General features: G+C 42.4%; 22 protein-coding genes and 2 other annotated features. Of the genes, 19 read left to right on the top strand and 3 right to left on the bottom strand.

Translation table 11 applies throughout. The features are described 5' to 3' along the window. Positions 1–108 precede the first annotated feature (108 nt). The 17 genes from CDO33_RS21075 to CDO33_RS18710 all read left to right on the top strand — a co-directional run bounded on the left by CDO33_RS21075 (position 109) and on the right by CDO33_RS18710 (position 15,966). Positions 109–249 carry a hypothetical protein gene (locus tag CDO33_RS21075; RefSeq protein WP_170045759.1) on the top strand — a complete coding sequence of 47 codons (141 nt, stop codon included), beginning with the start codon at positions 109–111 and terminating at the stop codon, positions 247–249. A 40-nt stretch (positions 250–289) separates the two neighbouring features. Then, positions 290–808 carry a spore protease YyaC gene (yyaC, locus tag CDO33_RS18785; RefSeq protein WP_338053235.1) on the top strand — a complete coding sequence of 173 codons (519 nt, stop codon included), beginning with the start codon at positions 290–292 and terminating at the stop codon, positions 806–808. Positions 809–889: 81 nt separating this feature from the next. Continuing rightward, positions 890–1,426, top strand: coding sequence for a hypothetical protein (locus tag CDO33_RS18780; RefSeq protein WP_103082315.1), 537 nt, complete (start codon positions 890–892; stop codon positions 1,424–1,426). A gap of 177 nt (positions 1,427–1,603) precedes the next feature. After that, positions 1,604–2,842, top strand: a complete 1,239-nt coding sequence (locus tag CDO33_RS18775; RefSeq protein ID WP_103083335.1) for a transposase — start codon at positions 1,604–1,606, stop codon at positions 2,840–2,842. Between the two features lie 224 nt (positions 2,843–3,066). Then, positions 3,067–3,225, top strand: a complete 159-nt coding sequence (gene rd / locus CDO33_RS18770; RefSeq protein WP_103082950.1) for a rubredoxin — start codon at positions 3,067–3,069, stop codon at positions 3,223–3,225. A gap of 91 nt (positions 3,226–3,316) precedes the next feature. Next, entirely contained in the window at positions 3,317–4,036 is a 720-nt protein-coding gene (locus CDO33_RS18765; RefSeq protein WP_103082936.1) for a gamma-glutamyl-gamma-aminobutyrate hydrolase family protein, read from the top strand. Between the two features lie 175 nt (positions 4,037–4,211). Continuing rightward, positions 4,212–5,030 (top strand): mechanosensitive ion channel family protein, encoded by an 819-nt coding sequence (locus CDO33_RS18760; RefSeq protein ID WP_242973981.1) that lies wholly within the window; start codon positions 4,212–4,214, stop codon positions 5,028–5,030. A gap of 45 nt (positions 5,031–5,075) precedes the next feature. Beyond that, positions 5,076–5,279 (top strand): DUF951 domain-containing protein, encoded by a 204-nt coding sequence (locus CDO33_RS18755; protein ID WP_422678837.1) that lies wholly within the window; start codon positions 5,076–5,078, stop codon positions 5,277–5,279. A 304-nt stretch (positions 5,280–5,583) separates the two neighbouring features. Continuing rightward, positions 5,584–6,741 (top strand): S1C family serine protease, encoded by a 1,158-nt coding sequence (locus CDO33_RS18750; RefSeq protein ID WP_103082938.1) that lies wholly within the window; start codon positions 5,584–5,586, stop codon positions 6,739–6,741. 221 nt (positions 6,742–6,962) lie between these two features. Next, on the top strand, positions 6,963–7,253 hold the full coding sequence (locus CDO33_RS18745) for a hypothetical protein (RefSeq protein ID WP_103082939.1): 291 nt from the start codon (positions 6,963–6,965) through the stop codon (positions 7,251–7,253). A gap of 115 nt (positions 7,254–7,368) precedes the next feature. Next, positions 7,369–7,661 (top strand) — a binding site (T-box leader). An 80-nt stretch (positions 7,662–7,741) separates the two neighbouring features. Beyond that, positions 7,742–9,370, top strand: coding sequence for a biosynthetic-type acetolactate synthase large subunit (gene ilvB, locus CDO33_RS18740; protein WP_103082940.1), 1,629 nt, complete (start codon positions 7,742–7,744; stop codon positions 9,368–9,370). A 32-nt stretch (positions 9,371–9,402) separates the two neighbouring features. Beyond that, entirely contained in the window at positions 9,403–9,915 is a 513-nt protein-coding gene (gene ilvN / locus CDO33_RS18735; RefSeq protein ID WP_103082941.1) for an acetolactate synthase small subunit, read from the top strand. Between the two features lie 7 nt (positions 9,916–9,922). Then, positions 9,923–10,918 (top strand): ketol-acid reductoisomerase, encoded by a 996-nt coding sequence (ilvC, locus tag CDO33_RS18730; protein WP_103082952.1) that lies wholly within the window; start codon positions 9,923–9,925, stop codon positions 10,916–10,918. 293 nt (positions 10,919–11,211) lie between these two features. Beyond that, positions 11,212–12,756 (top strand): 2-isopropylmalate synthase, encoded by a 1,545-nt coding sequence (locus tag CDO33_RS18725; protein ID WP_103082942.1) that lies wholly within the window; start codon positions 11,212–11,214, stop codon positions 12,754–12,756. A gap of 538 nt (positions 12,757–13,294) precedes the next feature. After that, complete coding sequence (gene cimA / locus CDO33_RS18720; RefSeq protein WP_103082943.1) at positions 13,295–14,863, top strand: citramalate synthase; 1,569 nt, start codon at positions 13,295–13,297, stop codon at positions 14,861–14,863. A gap of 83 nt (positions 14,864–14,946) precedes the next feature. Next, complete coding sequence (locus CDO33_RS18715) at positions 14,947–15,204, top strand: hypothetical protein (protein ID WP_103082944.1); 258 nt, start codon at positions 14,947–14,949, stop codon at positions 15,202–15,204. A 57-nt stretch (positions 15,205–15,261) separates the two neighbouring features. Further along, positions 15,262–15,966 (top strand): L,D-transpeptidase family protein, encoded by a 705-nt coding sequence (locus CDO33_RS18710; RefSeq protein ID WP_103082945.1) that lies wholly within the window; start codon positions 15,262–15,264, stop codon positions 15,964–15,966. A gap of 143 nt (positions 15,967–16,109) precedes the next feature. Here CDO33_RS18710 and thrS read toward each other — a convergent pair whose 3' ends face one another. The 3 genes from thrS to CDO33_RS18695 all read right to left on the bottom strand — a co-directional run bounded on the left by thrS (position 16,110) and on the right by CDO33_RS18695 (position 20,072). Next, positions 16,110–17,876, bottom strand: coding sequence for a threonine--tRNA ligase (gene thrS / locus CDO33_RS18705; protein ID WP_103082946.1), 1,767 nt, complete (start codon positions 17,874–17,876; stop codon positions 16,110–16,112). A gap of 179 nt (positions 17,877–18,055) precedes the next feature. Beyond that, positions 18,056–18,284, bottom strand: a binding site (T-box leader). A gap of 399 nt (positions 18,285–18,683) precedes the next feature. Continuing rightward, positions 18,684–19,553, bottom strand: coding sequence for a TrmH family RNA methyltransferase (locus CDO33_RS18700; protein ID WP_103082947.1), 870 nt, complete (start codon positions 19,551–19,553; stop codon positions 18,684–18,686). Positions 19,554–19,805: 252 nt separating this feature from the next. Next, positions 19,806–20,072, bottom strand: coding sequence for a CD3324 family protein (locus tag CDO33_RS18695; protein WP_103082948.1), 267 nt, complete (start codon positions 20,070–20,072; stop codon positions 19,806–19,808). A gap of 704 nt (positions 20,073–20,776) precedes the next feature. Between CDO33_RS18695 and CDO33_RS18690 the strand changes: the two genes are divergently transcribed. Together CDO33_RS18690 and CDO33_RS18685 are read left to right on the top strand one after the other, a co-directional pair. Next, complete coding sequence (locus CDO33_RS18690) at positions 20,777–20,938, top strand: DUF4368 domain-containing protein (RefSeq protein WP_133158807.1); 162 nt, start codon at positions 20,777–20,779, stop codon at positions 20,936–20,938. 292 nt (positions 20,939–21,230) lie between these two features. Next, positions 21,231–22,511 carry an IS110 family RNA-guided transposase gene (locus CDO33_RS18685; RefSeq protein WP_103083326.1) on the top strand — a complete coding sequence of 427 codons (1,281 nt, stop codon included), beginning with the start codon at positions 21,231–21,233 and terminating at the stop codon, positions 22,509–22,511. The last annotated feature ends 254 nt before the right edge of the window (positions 22,512–22,765 follow it).

Below are 22,765 nucleotides of genomic sequence, written 5' to 3'. Positions count from 1 at the left end.
CATAAATTTTGCATAAAGGAAGCCGATGGCAAGAACCAAAAATAATTGCTGCCTAGGAGTATTTTTCGAAGTAAAATGCAGATATTATGCTGTATAAATATGGGCAATGTGGAAAAAGTAATAATAATGCCTGCTAAGGTAATAATATTATTAGTAGGACTAAAAAGGTATTCTTATACAAAGAATGCAATGATTGGAGATTATTATGCTGCTAAGACCACAAGTACTGCACGAATGCATAAATACTGAATGTGAGTCGGCCTTAAAAGCTTTTAGCGATATATTGTACATGATTATAAAAAAAGGAATTATAAATGGATATAAATCCATAGTTTTTGTATGCATTGGAACAGACAGGTCTACGGGGGACAGCCTTGGGCCTCTGGTGGGATACAAAATCGGCAAGCTTAAAATGAAGAACATCCATGTCCACGGAGACCTGGATAATCCGGTACACGCAAAAAATATAGACGAGACAATGAAAATGATATATGAAAAATACAATAAACCTTTTGTGGTTGCGATAGATGCCTGTCTTGGGAGAATGGAGCATGTAGGCTACATCAACATTGGGGAAGGCCCTATCAAACCCGGATCGGGTGTCAATAAAAATTTGAATCCGGTAGGGGATATGCATATAACGGGAATAGTTAATTTTGGCGGGTTTATGGATTTTCTCGTGCTTCAGAATACAAGGCTCAGCCTTGTAATGAAAATTGCAGATATAATATCCATGGGAATAAGGTATGTCCTGAGGAAAATGAGCACTAGTTCCGAAGTCATGTCCTTATTTTACGATTGTGAATGATATTCGGCACGTTTTTTTCAGACATTTTTGCCTCCCTGGCTTATAATATAATAGAGTACAATCGTGGGAGGATGTCTTAGTATGAAATATAGAAATAATAAGACTATAGGAGTTATATTTGTAATACTTGGAATTCTGTTTTTATTGAATAATATGAATTTAATTGGAATACCCTTTCCTTATTTTAGAATAGGTTTTATCTTGCGAAAATTCTGGCCTGCTGTGTTTTTCGTTCTGCCCGGCCTGTCTCTGCATTCGGTGTTTTTCTCCGGTAAAAGGTCGAGCGCAGGTATTCTGGTACCTGCTGGCATTTTAATCACTATAGGCGTAGTTTTGCAATTATGCCTGTCGTTTAGAATATGGGGTATTTTACTGCCTGGATTAATACTTTCTGTGGCCGTAGGGCTGTTTGAACTATATCTTTTCGGGAGAAGGGACAAGGGCTTGCTGATCCCTGTGGCAATACTTACCATAACGTCCCTGTTCTTCTTTGATGTGTTTTCCGGAAGATTGCTGTTTGGCACAAGCATCTGGCGTATCATAATACCCCTTGCCCTTATAGTTTTAGGGCTTGCCATATTACTGGGGAATAGGTCATCCCATGACGGCTTCAGATAAATAAATGAATTTTTGCATATTTAATTAGGGAATAGTACTTACGCAAAAGTAACATAAACAAGTCATATCAGCACTTTGAAAACAGAATATAGCTTAAAAGGTTGTTGCATTGAGGTTTCCATATATTACAGCTATTCACCAGTTTTCGAATTATGCTATTCTTTTGGCAGGGGTTCCATGAGGTCTACCAAAAATTGCATTTCCGACATAACCGTTGCCAAGCACGGCATTCACGATATTATTACTGAACTGGTGAGAAAGTTCAATTTGGATAAGTTTTTGTTCCCTGAGAAGTATACACTGGTCTTCGTTGCAGCATGTATGGGTATAATCCTGTTTAATAATCCTACAGCAACATATATTGCGCAGAAGCTGTACTGGGTATCCCATGATGCCATAACAAGGCTGCTGCCGTTGCTTTCTATTAATAACACAAATATCATGATCCTGTTCATCCAGGCAATACAGTCACAAACGGCTGGTCTTGGATATTTGATCATCGATGATGTGATTATCAGGAAGCCTTTCGGCAAGAGCATTTTCCCGACATCTTATGTATACGATCACACAAATAATCGGTATGTCTGGGGAATGCACATTGTAGTCCTTCTATGGTCTAATGGTTGGATTAAAATCCCCGTGGCGTTTCGGATATGGAAACCGGAAGAAAAGTGTGAAGAATATCATACCAAGGTTGAACTAGCCATACGTATGATATCCTTCGCCCACAAATTTGGTTTGGCTGCCGAATACGTCACATTCGACACCTGGTATTCCTGTAAAGAGCTCCTGCAAAAGCTCTCAGAGTGCGGTTACCACTATGTCTGCATGATAAAGAATAACCGCAAAGTGCTGTACAACAACAGGGTTAACTTTAACGTTAAGACCATAAGCCTGCTGTTTAGCAAGAAACAGTACAGGTACTACCCCGGTACAGGCTTCTACATCAAGGCTTTATCGGTAATCTTACCTGGTGTGGGTAACACCATGATGGCAATAGTCAAAAACGGCTATAACGCATCTATCCAAAACACCAGATTTATCATTACTGACTTGCCCGGTGTAGCTGCTCAAGACATCCTCAAGAAATACCTTTGCCGTTGGGACATTGAAGTATTCTTCAGAGACATCAAGCAGTTTCTGAACTTTGAAAAAGTTCAAGTCCGGTCTATTAGAAAACTTGAGGGTCACTTCTCCTTGGTGTTCATAACTTCTGTATTCGTGCAGATTTTGCAGATACAGAATAATTTGAATACCATGGGTGAAACCATCAGCTTCCTGCAGGACATTGTCCAGGTTAAAGTCAACGGTATTGTGTACATTATTAATGTAACATCCAAAGACCGGACAGGTAAAGAGGTAAATACTGTCTCAAATCCTCTCGCAACAACCATTTGGGACAAATTAAGTGCGTGAAATCTTTATTTTTCAAGGATCATTTTGTTTTGCGTAAGTACTGTTAGGGAAAATAAGAGCATATCAAAAGATATAAAATAAATATTAATGAACAAGGTTCATCAGATTCATGTTATACGATATAATAAATTGGGTAATATACACATTAGTAAATAAAAATTACTTTTCTGCCTGTTTCGGCGAACAGAGCAGCAGAGCAAATGAATGAAAAGGAGCTGATAGTAATGGATAAGTATGTATGTACAGCATGTGGGTACATATATGACCCGGAGGTAGGAGATCCTGACGCAGGTATAGCACCAGGAACAGCTTTTGAAGATCTTCCGGAGGATTGGGTTTGCCCGTTATGTGGTGTGGGTAAGGACATGTTTGAAAAGCAATAAATGGTTTTATTAAAACAGTAGTTTTTTATCAGGGATAAAAAGAGGCTCATGATTAAAGAGCTTCTTTTTACTATATAGGGGGTGAAGGTGTATGGCGAGGCCTATAATAGGAATAACGCCCGGATATGATGAAAAAGGCGAAAAGATTTTTGTTAAAGATGGATATTATAACGGCATAATTAAAGCCGGCGGGTTACCGTCAATATTGCCGTTAACTGATGAAGAAGCGGTGCTGGAGGAATTTTTCGGCATTTGCGGCGGTTTTCTTCTGTGCGGTGGTCCGGATATGGATGCCCGGCGTTTTGGAGAAGAAAATCTGCCTTGCAATGGAGAGATATCTCCTCTCAGAGATTCTATGGAGATATATATAGCAAAAAGGGCCATAGAGCTTGGTAAACCTGTTTTTGGCATATGCAGAGGAATTCAGGTTATGAATGTGGCCTTGGGGGGAACCCTGTACCAGGACATATCTTCACAGAACAGGGATAGGCGTGTGTTGAAGCATTCCCAGGATGCTCCCAAGTGGTATCCCACCCACGAAATATTTATTGAGGAAGGAACAAAGGTGTGGAGGGCATTCATGAAAGAAAAGGCCGATGTCAACTCCTTTCACCATCAGGCGGTAAAAGATGTGGCATCGGGATTTAGAGTCACCTCAAGAACCTCCGACGGGATGGTGGAGTCCATAGAATATGAAGGACATCCCTTCGCAGTAGGTGTGCAATGGCATCCGGAGGTGATGTGGGAAAAGAACGATTTACATCTGGAGCTGTTCCGTGAGTTTGTCCGGCAGGCATCGGAAACTGGATAATTTCCGCATATTATGTTAAAATATATGCAAACGGCACCAATCTGCCAAGTGAAATAAAGGCTGCAGGGATGTGCAGCTGATGTTTATCAGGGGGATTTTCTCCCGGGAGACAGGGGCAGGAGTCGTTTTTCTATACTAAGGCTGAAATTTTAATAATTTGTAGATGGAGGAGCCAATGAATTCCAGCTTGGAAGAGATTACCGGCAAATTAACGGATATATTGGGGACCAGAATATTTAATGCTCTGGCGAATTTCCTGAGCATAATACTGATAATACTGGCTTCCATTGTTATAGTAAGAATAGGTGGATTTCTGATCAGGAAATTTTTTGAGAAGCAAAAGGCTTTTAAATATAACGCCGGAGAAAAAAAGATAGATACAATTACCACTCTGGTTATAAGTATTTTCAAATATGCGGTATACATATTGGCAGGAGTTATCATACTATCCGACAGGCTCGGTATGAAGTCGGTGCTGGCAACTGCCGGTATAGGCGGTGTTGCGATAGGCTTGGGCGCCCAGAGCCTTATATCGGATGTGATATCCGGATTTTTCATTGTAATGGAAGATCAGTACGGTGTAGGAGACACGATAACCGTTGACAGCCTGACCGGCACTGTTGAACAGATGGAATTAAGAGTCACCAGGCTGCGCAATACCAACGGAGACCTTTATATCATACCTAACAGTCAAATAAAAAAGGTGATTAACCATACCAGGGGAAACAAGGCTGTTATTGTGGATATTCCCGTTGCTTACAGCAGCGATATAAACAAAGCCTTTGATGCGGTAAACAATGTGTGCCGCATGGTGAAAAGCCAGTTTGATATCTTTACGGAGGAGCCCAAACTGCTGGGGATTACCAACATGGACAAATCCGGGATGGTTATGAGGGTAATTGCCAAAACCTTGCCCAATGAGCAGTGGGAAGTGGAAAGAAGGATAAGGAAGCTTGTAAAGGAAGAATTTGAAAAGCAGGGTTTGCAATTCTAGATAAATCCAGAGTCGCTATTGACGGGAAAAATGATGACGGGGGTGATGCAGGTGGCAGATAAATTTTGCATCGGTGATATCGTCGAGCTCAAAAAGCTCCATCCTTGTGGGAGCAAGCAATGGGAAGTCACAAGGACAGGAGCCGATTTCAGAATAAAGTGCCTGGGATGTCAGCACCAGGTAATGCTGCCCAGAACCAAGTTTGAAAAAAGCGTTAAAAAGATATTAAAGTCCGGATTGGAGCAATAAAGGCTGTCAGAAATGAGTTGAATCCGGAAGATAAAAAAACGGCTGCCGTTTCAGCCTTCGCAATCAATGCCTTGCCTTTGGCGGGGCAAATACTCTTGTTGTGCAATATAATTGCACTTTACTGTTTTGCGGTAGATTCTTACTTTAAAATATCAAAATTTTTGTTTTGTTAAGTCAAGTCGATGATGTGAAAAAGGATATGCGGTTTGATTTCCAGCGCTTAGGCTGGGCCGTGTATTCTTTTTTTTGTTCTACAGATAATACTAACACAATAAAGTCAAAACTTGTGGATAAGGGTGATTAAATGTTTGAAGAAAGAAAAAGAGGCGGCTTTTTCAAAATATTCATAACGGCGCTGATAACTTCCCTGGGAGTGGGAATCGTGATGCTCTATGCAGGAATGCTCCTGGCACAGAGGTATTTAACTACTCCGGGAAGTCCACAGATTGAGCAGGATATAAATAATTTGCCCGCCCCACAGCAAATTGCGGTGGAAGTGCCCGCTGCTTCAGAGTCTGTGGTGGCTGCCGTAGCAAAAACGGCTACTCCTGGGGTGGTAGGGGTCTCTGTGCTGAAAGTGGACAGCAATTCCATCTATGAACGGAATACCGCAGAAAATTGGAACATCGGCTCGGGAGTTATTGTGACATCGGATGGTTATATTCTTACAAACCATCATGTGGCCGGTGGAAAAAACAAGAGGATTGTTATTTCCCTTATAGACGGCAGAAATATTGATGGTACCACCGTATGGTCCGACCCTGTGCTGGATCTGGCCATAGTCAAGATAGACCAAAAGGACCTGCCGACCATAAAGCTTGGGGATTCGGACAATGTGCAGGTAGGGGAAACTGCGATAGCTATAGGAAACCCCCTGGGGCTTCAATTTCAAAGGACTGTCACTTCAGGCATCATCAGCGCTTTGAACAGGACGATAGAAATCGATAACAACTATATGGAAGACCTTATTCAGACGGATGCCAGCATAAATCCCGGTAACAGCGGAGGGCCCCTGCTGAATTCCAAGGGGGAGGTTATAGGCATAAATACCGTTAAGGTTACGTCTGCCGAAGCTATCGGGTTTGCAGTGCCGATAAACGTAGCCAAGCCGATATTGGCGCAGTTGATTGAGAATGGAGAGTTTAATGAGCCATATATGGGGATATTTGCCTATGACCGGGAGGCGATAACCTATATGGATAACAACTATAAACTGGACAGCGGCATTTATGTGGTTCAGGTGGATAAAGCCGGGCCTGCCTATAAAAGTGGAATAAAGGAAGGATGCATAATTACCAGTGTCGATGGCAGAAAGATGGATACTATGATGGATTTGAGATGCTACATTTACTCCAAGAAGCCTGGCGACATAATAAATGTGACCCACTTATCAAAGGGCAAGACAGAAACCGTGCAGATACGCCTGGCTGCCAAGATAAAGGATGGACTGGTAACACGCTGAAATCTATATTCTAAAACATCTTTGCACCGTTTCGGTGATAAGGGGGCTTATGGCCGGCACCTGGCATTTAGAATGTGCGCATGCATGGCGCATGCCGGATAAATGTCACAGAAGTGTAACTCTTTGCCTCCGGGCAATAATAATATATGTATAAAATGGAGACAATTTATCTGAATGTTAGTCGATACTTTTATACATATAATATTCCGGAGGTATTAGAAATGGGTAGCATAAATGAGTACAGCACTAACCAATTTGAAAAAACTATAAAGGAATATCTGAGACAAGCTAGAGAGAAGCTGGAGAACGACCTGTCCGGTACCCGGGAAGCCATAAAGCTGATAGCTGATGAGAGAACCAAGGATTTCATAATGGTGACGGATAAAGGGCTTGATAAGGAGGAGAGGACTCTTCTTAGGAAACTCATCATAAACAGCATGTACCAGTCTTTTTGTTATGGTTATGGAATAGGGAAGATAGAAGGAAAGACAGACAGCAAGGTCTTTTTGTGACTTCAAGAAAAAAATAAAACGTAAAAATTCAATATTATAACAGTAAAAAAACGTGTTGACATACCAATATGCGATTGATAGAATTAATAACAATTATATTTAAACAAAAATATCTGTAAAGGCCATGAAGGAATAAAGATGCGGCTTAGGTGTTCAAGAGAGCCGGTGGGTGGTGCGAACCGGCACGCTGGCTGTATGTATAACTCGTTCCGGAGCTTCGCTGCTGAACATTACTCCCCCTTTTAGGTTAAGTAGGCAGCGACGTTAACTGCGTTAAGGTTTAAGTATTGTTCAAGACTACAGGCATAATATGGTATGTCTTGGCTGTACTTTTTGAGGGCGTACCGGCGATGGTGCGCTGAAATTAGGGTGGTACCACGTAGGATATTATTCCCCTTCGTCCCTGCTGATTAGCTTTAGCAGGAAGCGAAGGGGTTTTTCATACAGACGGGCAAGATTGACAGTCAATGGTGTAAGGGATGGTGGAAATGAAGCTGACAGGTGCTCAGGCGATTATAAAAGCATTGGAAATGGAAAAGGTGGATGTCATATTCGGATACCCGGGAGCAGCTATATGTCCTTTTTATGATGCACTCCTGGACTCAAAAATTCGTCATGTACTTACGAGGCATGAGCAAGGTGCAGCCCATGCTGCCAGCGGATACGCGCGGGTGACCGGCAAAACCGGCGTGTGCGTAGCTACATCAGGCCCTGGAGCCACTAATCTTATAACCGGCATTGCCACGGCATATATGGATTCCATACCGATTGTAGCTATCACCGGTCAGGTGTCGACAGACGCCATAGGCAGGGATGTTTTTCAGGAGGCCGACATAACCGGGGCTACGGCACCGTTTTGCAAGCACAGCTACCTTGTAAAGGATGCCTGCGAGCTACCCAAAGTGATCAAGGAGGCTTTTCATATAGCTTCTACCGGCAGGCCCGGGCCTGTGCTTATTGATATACCCGTGGATGTGCAGAACGCGGAACTGGATTTTGAATATCCCGAATCCGTAAATATTAGAGGCTACAAGCCTACATATGAAGGACACATGATGCAGATAAAAAGGATTGCGGAAGCTGTAAGAACAGCAAAATGTCCGGTTATCTGCGCCGGTGGAGGGATAATCAGCAGCAATGCGTCGGAGGAACTGGTGGAATTGGTGGAAAAGTGCGATATTCCAGTTGCTACGACGCTTATGGGGATAGGCTCAATCCCTTCGGATCACCGGCTTAATGTCGGAATGCTTGGGTCCCACGGAGTTTATGCTGCCAATTATGCCGTTCATCATGCGGATCTTGTGATCATCATGGGGGCGAGGGTCGGCGACCGGGCAATGGCTAAGGTGAATAAAATAGCCGAGAAGGCAAAGATTGTCCACATAGATATTGATCCTGCAGAAATAGGAAAAAATGTAGGGGTTTCCATCCCCGTGGTGGGAGATGTCAAAACTATTCTCAGGCAACTGCTGGGGATTATTGAAAGAGGCGAAGTGGACCAATGGGTGGAAACTATAACGCAGATAAAGGAAAAGCATTTTTCCCGCTATGATGAAAGCATGGGACAAAGCTTTGTAAAGCCTCAGTATGTGATCTCCCTCCTGTCGGATATGATGGGCTGTGATGATATCGTAACCACCGAAGTAGGCCAGAACCAGATATGGGCGGCTAACTGCCTGAAGGTAAAAAAGCCGAGGACTTTCATATCTTCAGGAGGTATGGGAACCATGGGATATGGGTTGCCTGCTGCGGTGGGAGCCAAAATCGGAAAGCCCGAATCAAAGGTTGTTGTGATCGGCGGTGACGGCAGCTTTCAGATGTCCTTGCAGGAGCTGGGAACCATAAAACAGAATAAGCTGGGCGTAAAAATAATCATTTTTAACAACTCCCGCCTTGGCATGGTTCGGGAACTGCAGAAGAATAAATACTGCGGCCGTTATTCCCAGGTGTTTCTGGATGAAAATCCGGACTTTGTGAAGCTCGTGGATGCCTATGGAATTAAGGCAGAGCGCATAACCTGCAATAAAGAAGTGACGATGGCTCTTAAAAGGATGTTCGAAGATGACAGGGCGTACCTGCTGGAATGTGTTGTGGACCCCGATGAGCCCACACTTTAGCAAAGCATTTTTATAGGATTGGAGGTTTAGAAATGCCAAAACATACTTTATCGGTTTTAGTAGAAAATCATGCCGGCGTATTAAACAGAGTGGCAGGATTATTCAGCAGGAGAGGCTTTAATATAGACAGTCTTGCAGTAGGCGTAACTGAGGACCCGGAAGTATCAAGAATCACGATAGTTGTCAACGGTGATGAATACATCGTGGAGCAGGTATGCAAGCAGCTTAACAAGCTGATAGATGTAATCAAGATAAAAAGGCTGGATGAACACGAGTCTGTCAGCAGGGAACTGGCTCTGATTAAGGTTGGGGCCAATGCTTCCACCAGGTCGGAAATAGTCCAGCTGGTGGAAATATTCAGAGCAAAGATTGTCGATGTATCTAAAAGCACTTTGACAATTGAAATTTCCGGTGACAATGAAAAGGTGTCCGCCATGGAGGATATGCTAAAGCCTTTTGGAATAAAGGAAATTGTAAGAACGGGTGCAATTGCTATCGAAAGAGGCAATAAGTATATAAAAGTTAACAATAATAATGAGGAGTGATATAAAAGTGGCAAAGATGTATTATGAAGGGGATTGTAATTTAGGATTGCTGAGTGGAAAGACTGTGGCTGTTATAGGATATGGTAGCCAGGGGCATGCCCATGCGCTGAACCTGCATGAAAGCGGAGTAAACGTAGTTGTAGGCCTGAAAAAGTCATCCAAGAGATGGCAGAAAGTAATGGATGACGGGCTGAAAGTGATGGAGACCGCCGAAGCAGCAAAGGCTGCCGATATCATCATGATACTCACGCCGGACGAAGCTCAGCCCGATATTTATGAAAACAGCATCAAACCAAACCTGGAGAAGGGCAATGTGCTTATGTTTGCCCATGGTTTTAACATAAACTTTAAACTAATAGTGCCGCCGGATTATGTGGATGTCATAATGGTGGCGCCAAAAGGCCCCGGGCATACGGTAAGAAGCCAGTATACTGAGGGTAAAGGCGTTCCGGCGTTGATAGCAGTTTATCAGGATGCATCCGGGATGGCAAAGGATTATGCTTTAGCCTATGCGGCAGGAATAGGAGCAGGCAGAGCCGGAATTCTTGAAACCACCTTCAGAGAGGAAACGGAAACCGATCTGTTCGGTGAACAGGCAGTGCTTTGCGGTGGTGTAACCGAATTGATGAAGGCAGGCTTTGAAACCTTGGTGAATGCCGGGTATCAGCCGGAAATAGCTTATTTTGAGTGCATACATGAGATGAAGCTCATAGTGGACCTGATAAATCAGGGTGGTTTTTCACTGATGAGGTATTCCATCAGTGATACTGCAGAATATGGCGATTATATGACCGGTAAGAGGATAATAACCGAAGAGACAAGGAAGGAAATGAAGAAAGTCTTGGAAGAAATCCAAAACGGTGAGTTCGCTAGCAAGTGGATTACTGAGAACAGGGCTGCGGGCCGCTGCCATTTCAATGCTATGAGAAGGAATGAAGCTGAGCATCAATTGGAAAAAGTGGGAGCAGAGCTCAGGAAGATGATGAGCTGGTTGAAAAAATAATCACCTGAAGAGGTGAGCTTATTACATAAACCGGCAATTGGCGAGTGGTAATCACCGTATTGCATAATTTGCCGAAGAAACAGGGGACATTCCGTAAAACTCTTGCCTTTAAAGCGGCGGTATGTCCCCCATATATAGATATTTATGAATATGAGATTGATAAACAGAGATTAAAGTTAGAACACGGTTCCGATTAGCAAGCGCTTTTTCGCAACTTGACCGTTGCATCGGAGCCGGTAATGGGATTGATGATAAAAGAAAGACGGAAGTAAGAAGTATGGGAGGTCGAATGTATGCCTGTTAGGATTAAGATTTTCGATACCACATTGAGGGACGGGGAGCAAACCCCGGGAGTGAATCTCAATATCCAGGAAAAGCTGGAGATTGCGAAAAGACTTGCAAAAATGGGGGTCGATGTTATTGAAGCCGGTTTTGCTATCGCATCCCCCGGGGATTTCGAGGCGGTAAAGGCCATCGCAGAGAATGTTAAAGGGGTAAAAGTGGCAAGCCTTAGCAGAGCTTTGGAAAAGGACATCGACAGGGCATGGGAAGCGGTGAAGAATGCTGAAAGTCCCCGCATCCACACTTTTTTAGCCACATCGGATATACACATGAAATATAAGCTTAGAATGACGGAAGAAGAGGTGCTGCAGAGGGTTGAAACCATGGTGGCTTACGCAAAACGCTATTGCAGTGATGTGGAATTTTCCGCTGAGGATGCCAGCAGGACCAGGGTGGAATTTCTCTACCGCGTTATAGATAAGGCGATTAAAGCCGGTGCTACAGTGGTAAATATACCGGATACGGTGGGATATGCCACACCGGAGGAATTTGGAAACCTCATCAAGAACATTAAGAATAATGTTCCGGATATCGATAAAGTTGATATAAGCGTGCACTGCCACAATGACCTGGGCCTTGCGGTTGCCAATACGCTGGCGGCCATCATGAATGGCGCTACCCAGGCGGAATGCACCATTAACGGTCTGGGTGAAAGAGCCGGAAATGCGGCCATGGAAGAACTGATAATGGGCATAAGCACAAGAAAGGATTATTATAACAACATAACCCATGGAATAGATACTACCCGGATTTACAGCATCAGCAGGTTGGTAAGCAGCATGACCGGAGTTAATGTGCAGCCCAACAAGGCCATTGTTGGAGCCAATGCCTTTGCCCATGAATCAGGTATTCACCAGCATGGCGTATTATCAGAAAAGAGCACTTACGAGATTATGACACCGGAGTCCATAGGACTCAAGCAGAACACAATGGTGCTGGGCAAGCTGTCCGGCAGGCATGCTTTTGAGGAAAGGCTCAAGGAGCTGGGATACAACCTCTCTCCGGAGGAGCTTAATAGGGCTTTCAATGACTTCAAGATTCTGGCCGACAAGAAGAAGACCATCCTGGATCAGGATATTGAAGCTTTGGTGAGGGAAAAGGCTCCGGGCATCCAGGAATTCTTTGAACTGGACAGCTTCCAGATAAGCAGCGGAAACAAGGTTATTTCAACTGCCATGGTGAGCCTCAGGAGGAATGGCGATGTCATAACTGAGGCAGCCACCGGAGACGGACCCATCGACGCAGCCTTCAACGCCATGGAGCGGGCTGTCGGGTTTAACCTTGATCTGCAGGATTACAGCATTAAAGCGGTGACCGAAGGAAAGGACGCTTTAGGAGAGGTTACGGTAAGAGCGTCAAAAGATGGAAAGATGCTTATCGGAAGAGGGGTAAGCACCGACATCATGGAAGCCAGCATTAAGGCATACCTGAATGTCATCAACAGGGCACTAAGCGAATTGGGAGAGGAAATTATAAAAGTAAAAGCGGCCCTTTGATGACCGGCATATTGTTGTCCTGGATTTCGGCTCCTGATGAGCACGTTGATATAAAACTAGATATATGCTATTAAAAAGATGAATCACACAGACTTTATAAGTCTCCCGGACGCGCTTTACACGCTTTGCACGGCCTGTTATATGCTCCGGGAGTCTTGTTAAATTCAGGCGTAAGGTGTATTTTATATTGTATATAAAAGATGTGAAAAAGCCCTATTGATTATTTGGCACGATATGGTTATGGCATTGGGTTGCTAACCTGCTTCCTTCGGGGATTGGATGAAAACTTTGTGATCCCCGTCGGATAGGGTTGCTGTTTTATTAGTGTCAGTTTGGCTCCTCTTATAAAGCGGTTAAAGGTTAAAATAGCTATGCCGCTTGTGTTACCTGGTGCAGAAAAGAGAGCCCTCCTGACGCTTTATTGAAAAGACTTAACGGAGACTGATGGATTTAAACCGGCCGGAGAAGGCCGGGGCAGCCTGAGATTTCCGATGAAATACGGCTTTAGAGGCATGATTGTTCTATTGGGGGTGTTTATATGAAACAGGTATATATATACGATTCAACGCTAAGGGACGGAGCACAAGCCCAGGGCATATCCTTTACGGTTATGGATAAGCTTAAGATTGTAGAAGCCTTGGATGATTTCGGAATAAGTTATATAGAGGCAGGAAATCCGGGATCAAATCCTAAGGATCTGGAGTTTTTTGAGAATGTGAAGAAGATAAAGCTCAAGCATGCAAAGATAGCTGCCTTTGGAAGCACAAGGAGGGTAAATGTCAGCGTTGAGGAAGACGCCAATGTAAAATCCCTTTTGGTGGCGGACACCCCGGCTGTGACCATATTCGGGAAAAGCTGGGACTTCCAGGTGCTTGATATTCTTAAAACCACGCTGGATGAAAATCTAAGAATGATATATGATACCATAGCTTTTTTCAAGAAGCATAACAAAGAGGTAATATTTGATGCGGAGCATTTTTTTGACGGATATAAATCCAACAGGGAGTTTGCTATTAAATCCCTTCAGGCAGCCTATGATGCAGGGGCAGATTGCTTGTGCCTTTGTGATACCAATGGAGGAACTTTTCCGTCGGATATTCAAAGGATAACTTCCGAGGTTGTAAATAAGTTTGGCATAGCAGTGGGTATACATACCCATAATGATAACGGAATGGCTGTAGCAAACTCCATAATAGCAGTAGAGGCAGGTGCGGTTCAGGTCCAGGGAACAATCAACGGTTTTGGGGAAAGATGCGGAAATGCCAACCTGTGCACCATTATTCCCAATCTGCAGTTAAAGATGGATTACAGCTGCATACCGGAAGAGAACATGGCTAAACTCACGCCTACGGCGAGATATATAAGTGAAATAGCCAATGTCATCCATGATGAAAGATCACCCTATGTCGGAAAGAGCACCTTTGCCCACAAAGCCGGCATGCATGCCGATGCGGTGCTTAAGAACACTGTAGCTTATGAACATATTGATCCTAAACTGGTAGGAAATAAGAGGACTTTTCTCATGTCCGAGGTGGCGGGGCGAAGTGCTGTTCTGCATATGATCAGAGCAGTTGACAGCAGCATTACAAAAGACTCCCCGCAAACTGCTCTTATACTGGAAAGACTGAAAGAGCTGGAGCATGAAGGGTACCAGTATGAAGGCGCGGAGAGCTCCTTTGAACTGGAAGTGCGAAAGATCCTGGGCAAGTACCACCACTTCTTTAAGCTGAGGGAATTCAAGGTTATAATAAATGAGCCTTCTCTGGAGGGTATCAACTCATCGGCAATGATAAAAATCGAAGTTGACGGACAGGAGGAAATTACGGCCGCCGATGGGGACGGTCCTGTAAATGCCTTGGATAAAGCCGTAAGAAAGGCATTGGAAAGATTTTATCCTCAGATAAAGGAAATGAAGCTCACGGATTACAAGGTTAGGGTTTTGGATTCAAGCTCTGCTACTGCTGCCAAGGTAAGAGTACTGATAGAATCCACCGATGGCAGGGAAGTATGGACCACCATAGGCGTTTCCACAGACATAGTTGATGCGAGCTGGAAAGCCCTTGTGGATTCAATTGAATACAAGCTCATAAAGGATACCCACTGCTGACATATATTTATATATTGATAAAGGCTTGGCGCAGGTTTAGAATATAACATGAAGTAAAATCAAGTATAAAGGGGAAGTGCCTTTTGAAGCTTGTAGGAAAGATCATAAAAGAGACCAAGATCATAAAGCATGCGACAGTGGAAAAGGTTGACCATAAAATGTCATACACCGATTTGCTGGAGGATTGCCTTGTAAATCTGTGTTCCAAGCTGGACATACAGGTGCCTTTGTGGCTGGATAAGAATACCAGGGAGTTTGTGAACTTCAGAAAAACTATTTTTACCAACGAGCAATTTATGGACAGTGTGAATTTCGACAGGTTTGAAATAAAAGCTGAATAAACAGAAATTCTATGAATAATCACCTCCACATATAGATATTTATGGAGGTGATTATTTTTGAATCGTAACCTTTTGATCCTTATATTCAGCGCGATTTTGGCACTTCTGGTCGGCTGGCAGGCTTACCTGGATTATGCCGACCAGAGGGATTTAAATAAAAGTGCGAAAGAAACAGCGGCAAAGCAAGACTACTGTATATTTATTGAGATAGAAGACAAAAAGCTCTATCTCCTGCAGGATGGAAAGCCGATAAAGGAATACCCTATAGCTTCCGGGACAGCCGATACCCCATCCCCGCTGGGGTACTGGAAGATCATCAACAAGGGCGACTGGGGCGAAGGTTTCGGCGGAAGATGGATGGGGCTGAATGTACCCTGGGGTACATATGGCATTCACGGCACTACCAGGCCCAGTTCCATAGGTCATGCAGCAACCCACGGTTGCATCAGGATGCATAACAAGCATGTGGCTGAGCTTTACAGCATAGTACCCCATGGCACACCGGTGGTGATAGTCAATGGGTCCTTTGGTCCCTTCGGTAGAAAATTTACCGAAATCAATCCGGGGGACAGGGGGGCCGATGTGATGGCAATCCAGATGCGGTTGAAGGAGTTGGGCTACTTTAAAGGATGGGTTTCGGGAATATATGAGGATGATCTTAAGTTTGCCGTGCATAATTTTCAAAAGAAAAACGGGCTTAAGGTGAAAAATGCTATAACCCGGGATGATTGGCTCAAGATGGGGTTCAGGGAGTTTGAATGATTCGGAAAGAAGTCCATGGGTTGAAAATTAATCATCACATAACAATCAATACATCCGTTATTAGCTGAATTCATTTCTAGGCTATATAGCACAGTAAATTGACTCAGGCAGGAAACATAATTGCTTCCTGCCTGTCATTACATCTAATCCATTATATATTTTGGAACTCCCATATCTAATTCGGGTTTGATTTTCTCCAAAAAGTCATTTAGCGTCATAAATCCTAAGTTACCTTCTTTTCTGGAACGGACCGATAAACCTTCCTTTTCAACCTCCTGATCTCCTATGATAAGAACTATTGGGATTTTTTCCAGTTCCATCCTGCGAACTTTTGCCCTCATCTTATCATCGCTCAGATCAAGGTTAACTCTTAACCCAATTGTTTTTAGTTTCTTTGATAGTTCCTTACAGTACTCGTAATGGTTGCTGCTGATAGGAACAATTCCAATCTGCACCGGAGCATACCATAACGGAAAATCACCATTGTAGTGTTCTATGAGCATTGCAAAGAATCTTTCCAAACTACCGAATAATGCCCTGTGAACCATCATTGGAGTATGCTTTGCTCCATCTGCTCCAATATATTTCATGTTGAATCTTTCAGGGAGATTGAAATCAAATTGTATTGTGCTGCATTGCCATTCCCTTCCCAGGGCATCCCGCAGCTTCAGGTCAATCTTTGGCCCGTAGAAGGCTCCGCCACCTTCGTCAATTTCATATTCCAAGCCTGCTGCAACAACTGCATTTTTCAAGGACTCAATTGCGGCATTCCAATCCTTATCATCTCCAATTGACTTCTTTTTCGGCTTTGTTGCAACATAGGCTTTAAAGTTATTAAGGCCAAAAGATTTTAAAATATATAGAGAAAACTTTAATGCTTTGACAACTTCACTGTGAACTTGCTCTGGTGTACATATTATATGGGCATCATCCTGAGTAAAGCCGCGTACTCTGGTAAGCCCCTGTAGTGTCCCCGAAAGCTCATATCTGTATACTGTTGCGTATTCTGCATACCGGATGGGCAAATCCTTATATGACCTCAACGAGCTATTGTATATCATTATGTGAAAAGGGCAGCTCATTGGCTTTAGGTAATACTCTTCATTATCTATCTCTATGGCATTGTACATGGATTCCTTATAAAACTGAAGGTGTCCCGATGTTTTCCAAAGCTCTGCTCGGCCTATATGGGGCGTATATACCCAATCATATCCATTAAGAATATGTGCTGTCTGACTGAACTTTTCCAGAAGGTAACGGATCATTGCACCTTTTGGATGCCATAGAACAAGCCCTTGTCCAATATCTTGAGAAGAACTGAAAAGGTCAAGCTGCGTACCGAGGGTTCTGTGATCTCGTTTGCTGGCTTCTTCAATTTTGTCGATGTAGGCTTTTAGTTCCTCTGGTCTTTCCCAGGCTGTTCCATATATCCTCTGGAGCATCGGATTCTCTGCATCACCTTTCCAATATGCCCCTGAAACCCGCATCAACTTGAATGTTTTCAAATTCAGTTCTTTAAGAGAAGCGACATGTGGTCCCTTGCACAAATCAACGAACTCTCCGATTCTGTATATGCTTACACCGGAGTTCTCAGGATTTTGCGCCAATTCATTTATTAATTCGAGTTTATATGGTTGATCATTGAACATTTGACGAGCTTCGTCAAAACTGATAGATTCATTTAAGACTTGATACCCATTATTAATAATATCCCTCATTTTTTCTTCTATGATACCCAGGTCTTCCGGAACAAGGGATCTTGGCAGTTCAAAATCATAATAAAAACCATCTTCTATTACAGGTCCAATACCAAACTTGACTTCACCAAATATTTGCTTGACGGCATAGGCCATCACATGGGCCATAGTATGCCTTATATTGTATAATTTTTCATGCTCAATTTTATTCATATATCATCCCTACCTTATCATAATTTTTGTTTTATGATAGAGTAGTGACGGGTTATGCTTCCGGAGCAATCTGAGAAGCATATGATGTTATCATTATACGTAAGACATATGGAGATATATAACATTTTTCTCATAGCCATATTCACCGCCTTTCGAGTAAAAATAAAACTCTCATCCTCTAATGGGATGAGAGTTAACTCACACGGTTCCACCCAAATTACAGCTATAAAGCAATTTTAGCTGTCACTCATTGTGATTATAACGGAATCACCGGTTACACTTACTTTAAATTCAGTGCACTGTTCAAAGGTGGTTTTCAATTTTCCATGCTTAGAAGTGCTCTCAGCCGCTGACACTTCATCTCTTATAAGCTGGGTAAAATCTACTCGTCCTTATCATCACATTTATCGTTTTTTTCTTAGTATTATACCAAATACACCTTGCACATGTAAAGCAATTTTTTCCATAAAGAATACATTTTAGTTTGACTATTGCCAGCAATATATTATCATTGCAGTTTGCTTATGCTTTGCATTCTTTAAGAGTCTTTCCGACGATATTCCAATCGTAATTGCCGTATACTTTTATAAATTTCTTATCGTATTCAAAAATATAAGAAAACCTTAATGGAAATGCTGATAGTTCAAACTCGTCATTTTCCAGGGGATCCGTTTTATTATACTTGAACCAGGAGGGACGGCAGTAAAGAGCATTATTTTCACAAAGACTTCAATCTTTTCTTTGCTGTTCTCACCTGTAAAATATAAATGTCCACAATATTTATCTAGTTCGGTTAAAAGAACTTCTTTATGAAGTCACCTTATCGCACCCTCCCATACGTTTTCTCAAACACATTTCATACAGAATAATGGAAGCTGCTGTGCCAACATTCAGAGAATCACATATCCCAAACATCGGAATAGACAGAACATTGGGATTAATACCGTACCACTGCTCAGATAGTCCGTAACGTTCACTCCCTAAAACTAAAGCCGACCTTCCTTTATACTCATAGCCTTTATATGATTTATCTCCGTTAGAATCCGCTAAATATATGTTAAAGCTGTGTGCGGCAAGCCAATTTATACAGTCGTCTACATGTTTGAATTCAACAATGGGAATGACAAATGCCGCACCCATGCTGCTTTTAATTAGCTTGGAGTTGGTTATGCGAGATCTTTTGTTGCATATAAAAACCGCATCCACTCCCGAACCATCGCATGTACGCAGAATTGTGCCTATATTACCAGGAGTCTCCAATCCGTCCAATACTGCAATTACAGCATCATCTCTAAAATTCCACTGGTCGATGTCATATGTGGGAAGTTTACCGATAGTCAAAAAGCCATCAGGCTTATCCCTTTCACTAAGATTTTGAAAAACCCTTTGCGACACCATATAAACTTTTTCAGCTTTATCCAGGAATGAACCTACTAAAGCGACAGCTTCATCGCTATAAACATATTCAGGGCAGAAGAGGAAAGCTTTAATTTCAATTTTTGCATCCAATAGCTTCTGGTGTGCCCAAATCCCTTCGACGGCGAACAATCTTTCTTCATCCGGATAGCTGTCCCGAAGGATTAACTTAATCTGGCTAATATCATCACTAAGAATTCCAACATTTTTAATTTTATGCTTATACTTCTGTATCAATGTATTTATGCATAAGCTGCTCATAATAATCAACCCTATATAAAATCGGTTTGAATTAAGCTGATTGAAATGGAGGATTGCTGCTCTGAAAGAATTCAAAGCACATGACAATCAATGCACCCATATTCACTGAATTCATTCCTAAATCATATGTTATTATCGTGTCTATTAATGATTATAGGTGAAGCAGCTTGCTGACAATATATCGAGAATATCTATTAATTGTTTTTTACACAAAAAGCCCGCAAGGAATTACCCCCTGCGAGCTTTTAAAATTTATTTATTGGAATAAACAATCTTTTTAACACTATCAAAGGAAAGACAGTATTTATCACAGAGCTGGTCAATGGTATATCCTTTGCGGAAACTTTCCCGAATATCATTGTTACGTTGGTTTAAGTATTTCCTGATCCCGGAGCATTCACCCCATCTCTTGCGTGCTCCTTTTGGCTTTGGGATGTAGACCAATTCTCCATGAATATATTTCTGTATCTCCTTAAGCAAATCTTCTGGAAAAACATCATCAGCCTTTACATATTTCATTCCGACTCCACTCCTTAAAATATTTTAAATCTTAAGGAAGCAAAGCCTGCATTATGAACAATTTCATTAAAATGCTGGAATGAAAGCCGGCGATTGCTTATAGGCTCCATGCAAATTAATCGCCATTGTTCATATTGTAGACTTTGCATGGAGCATTTTGTTCAAGAAGCCAACAAACCGAGTCATAGTATCCCTCCCCTCCTAATAGTACCTGTGCTGTAGAAAACATGATTAAACGCGATAACCACCTCCAAAACAAAAAAGCTGTATCGGTAAGAAATACCAATACAGCTTACTGTTCCGCAGTATAATAAACCCCACATCAAGATGATGCAGCGTTCATCCATAAACAGGCAACATACTGTGAAAGATATCCCTTAACCCAAATCGTTACCACAAAAAAGATAAAAGCAAATAGACCTACTTGCGAAGATAGGTTTCACTGTTGCGTTTTGTTGTGGTATTTTGATTAGTTAAGGGCAATAATCATTTCACAATACGCTCCTTATTTCAATATATTTACATGATAGCAATTTTTCCAATACCAGTCAACAAATATTACCTTACATATTTTTTGCTTCAAATGCAAAGGTATAATAAGTGAGCCGGGTTTCCTTGAGCTTTCTAAGGAATACAATGCGGAGCGGGAAAGGCTTACATTGAGACTTGCGGGACTAAACAGCAAAAAAGAACAGTCTGACAGGATGAGTAGAGAAAGGGAGTTTTTTATTAACTATGTAAAGAAATTTACCAAGTTTGAAACCCTTGATAGAACGGCACTTGTCAGACCAATAATCAAGATTTACATATATGAAGACCGAACAATACACATCCATTACAATTTTAGGAGCACCAAAGAAGCCTGATTATTCAACAGGGTTCCCATTCTCTTGATTTATACCTCACAGGGATATGCGGTTATTATTTAAGAACATATATGAAAGTGAATAATACTATCGTACAAAAATGATTTCGGTAAGGTGTTGATATGAATGAAATGGGAAGAGGTAAGAAAATTATGCCCCAATACTTATGTATTATTGGAGCATTCCTATAAGGAAACAAAATGGCCTTTGAAAAAATAGATGCCTGACTGTAAAATTTGAAATGTGAGTTGCCGCAAGTAACCACAAATCAAAAACACAGGAGGCATCCAATATGAAGTATACTCAGAATGAAAAGATTTTGCAAATCAAAGAAACGACGCTGATTGTCGGAATTGACGTTGGTAGTGAATCACACTACGCCAGAGCTTTCAATTTCAGAGGCGTAGAGTATGGGAAGCTGTTGATTTTCAGCAACAATACTGAAGGGTTTGCGAAGCTCAAAGAATGGGCAGGGAAGATAGCGGAAGCCAAAGGCTTTACCGAGGTGATCCTTGGGATGGAGCCGACAGGACACTATTGGTTCAACCTTGCTGAGAATACTATGAAAAGCGGGATGCGCATTGTACTAGTAAACCCGCATCATGTGAAGAAAAGCAAGGAATTGGATGACAACAATCCCACCAAGAACGACCGTAAAGACCCAAAAACCATAGCAATGCTGGTTAAGGATGGGAGATATATTGAACCGTATATTCCGGAAGGTATTTACAAGGAGCTACGGTCGGCCATGGACAGCCGGTGGCGGCTAGTAAAGGAACTTTCAGCTGTCAGGAACCGTATCAGCCGGTGGATATGTATCCATTACCCTGAATTCACCAAGGTATTTGAGGATTGGGAGGGGAAGGCTGCATTGTTGATACTGAACGAATGCCCGACACCCAAAAAGGTTGTTGAAAAAGGCATTGAAGGTATCATAGCCATCTGGAAGAAACACAAGATAAGGGCTGTAGGAATAAAAAGAGCTGTGAGGCTTCTTGAATCCGCTAAGACTTCTATTGGAACATCCGAAGGGCTTATATCTGCAGAAAATGAACTCTCAATGTTGCTTGAGGACTATGAGAGCAAAATGCGACAGCATGAAAGAACAATGGCTTTAATTGAGGAGCTGGCAATGCAAATTCCCGGGTTTGAGAAGATGCTTGAAATCAAAGGTGTTGGACTCGTGGTAGCTGCAGGCTTTCTAGCGGAGGTAGGCGATATCTTTAGATTTAGTCATCCAAAGCAGATCCAAAAGCTGTCTGGGCTAAGTCTCAAAGAGAACAGTTCCGGTAAGCATAAGGGTCAGACAACCATATGCAAACGTGGAAGGAAGCGGCTGCGATACTATTTGACATTTGGTATTATGCCCTTGCTGTCCAAGAATGAGGAATTCCGAGCCTTACACCAATACTATACGACTAGGAAGGAAAGGCCCTTGAAGAAAATGCAATCCCTGGTTGCTTTGAGTAATAAGTTAATACGGATATTTTATGCGATACTGACGAAAGACATAGCTTACGACCCACAAAAGATGATAAGCGATATAAAAAGACCGGAAGTAAAAGCAGCATAATTTGCACCGCATATGAAAGAATACATCGCTCTCGTAAGCCAGTCAAGGGCAAGACTGCGTTCGGCTTGTGCCGACCCTTGACAGTCTTACTCACGCGATGGAATGTGTAATCAAGCGGGGCAAGCAGTTAAACTAAAACTAACGCTTTCACTTTAATGATAGATTTGAACCTTGACAAAATGAGCCGGATAGTCGGGATGAATTTTCACCATAAGGGCTTAAGACCCCGTGTTGGAGCTTGACTGACATCCACC

Source organism: Clostridium thermosuccinogenes (assembly GCF_002896855.1).
Classification (GTDB): domain Bacteria; phylum Bacillota; class Clostridia; order Acetivibrionales; family DSM-5807; genus Pseudoclostridium; species Pseudoclostridium thermosuccinogenes.
Note: the sequence above shows the minus strand (reverse complement) of the source record. Positions and strands in the feature narration are given on the sequence as shown.

Bases quoted from the DNA above. Each gene is read 5' to 3' on its own strand.
- CDO33_RS18765 (WP_103082936.1), top strand. From the start codon at position 3,317: ATGGCGAGGCCTATAATAGGAATAACGCCCGGATATGATGAAAAAGGC.
- CDO33_RS18695 (WP_103082948.1), bottom strand. From the start codon at position 20,072: ATGAAATATGTAAAGGCTGATGATGTTTTTCCAGAAGATTTGCTTAAG.
- CDO33_RS18690 (WP_133158807.1), top strand. From the start codon at position 20,777: ATGAGTAGAGAAAGGGAGTTTTTTATTAACTATGTAAAGAAATTTACC.
- yyaC (WP_338053235.1), top strand. From the start codon at position 290: ATGATTATAAAAAAAGGAATTATAAATGGATATAAATCCATAGTTTTT.
- thrS (WP_103082946.1), bottom strand. From the start codon at position 17,876: ATGAATAAAATTGAGCATGAAAAATTATACAATATAAGGCATACTATG.
- CDO33_RS18725 (WP_103082942.1), top strand. From the start codon at position 11,212: ATGCCTGTTAGGATTAAGATTTTCGATACCACATTGAGGGACGGGGAG.
- CDO33_RS18775 (WP_103083335.1), top strand. From the start codon at position 1,604: ATGAGGTCTACCAAAAATTGCATTTCCGACATAACCGTTGCCAAGCAC.
- rd (WP_103082950.1), top strand. From the start codon at position 3,067: ATGGATAAGTATGTATGTACAGCATGTGGGTACATATATGACCCGGAG.
- CDO33_RS18685 (WP_103083326.1), top strand. From the start codon at position 21,231: ATGAAGTATACTCAGAATGAAAAGATTTTGCAAATCAAAGAAACGACG.
- CDO33_RS18755 (WP_422678837.1), top strand. From the start codon at position 5,076: ATGCAGGTGGCAGATAAATTTTGCATCGGTGATATCGTCGAGCTCAAA.
- CDO33_RS18700 (WP_103082947.1), bottom strand. From the start codon at position 19,553: ATGAGCAGCTTATGCATAAATACATTGATACAGAAGTATAAGCATAAA.
- ilvB (WP_103082940.1), top strand. From the start codon at position 7,742: ATGAAGCTGACAGGTGCTCAGGCGATTATAAAAGCATTGGAAATGGAA.
- ilvN (WP_103082941.1), top strand. From the start codon at position 9,403: ATGCCAAAACATACTTTATCGGTTTTAGTAGAAAATCATGCCGGCGTA.
- CDO33_RS18745 (WP_103082939.1), top strand. From the start codon at position 6,963: ATGGGTAGCATAAATGAGTACAGCACTAACCAATTTGAAAAAACTATA.
- CDO33_RS18750 (WP_103082938.1), top strand. From the start codon at position 5,584: ATGTTTGAAGAAAGAAAAAGAGGCGGCTTTTTCAAAATATTCATAACG.
- CDO33_RS18780 (WP_103082315.1), top strand. From the start codon at position 890: ATGAAATATAGAAATAATAAGACTATAGGAGTTATATTTGTAATACTT.
- CDO33_RS18760 (WP_242973981.1), top strand. From the start codon at position 4,212: ATGAATTCCAGCTTGGAAGAGATTACCGGCAAATTAACGGATATATTG.
- cimA (WP_103082943.1), top strand. From the start codon at position 13,295: ATGAAACAGGTATATATATACGATTCAACGCTAAGGGACGGAGCACAA.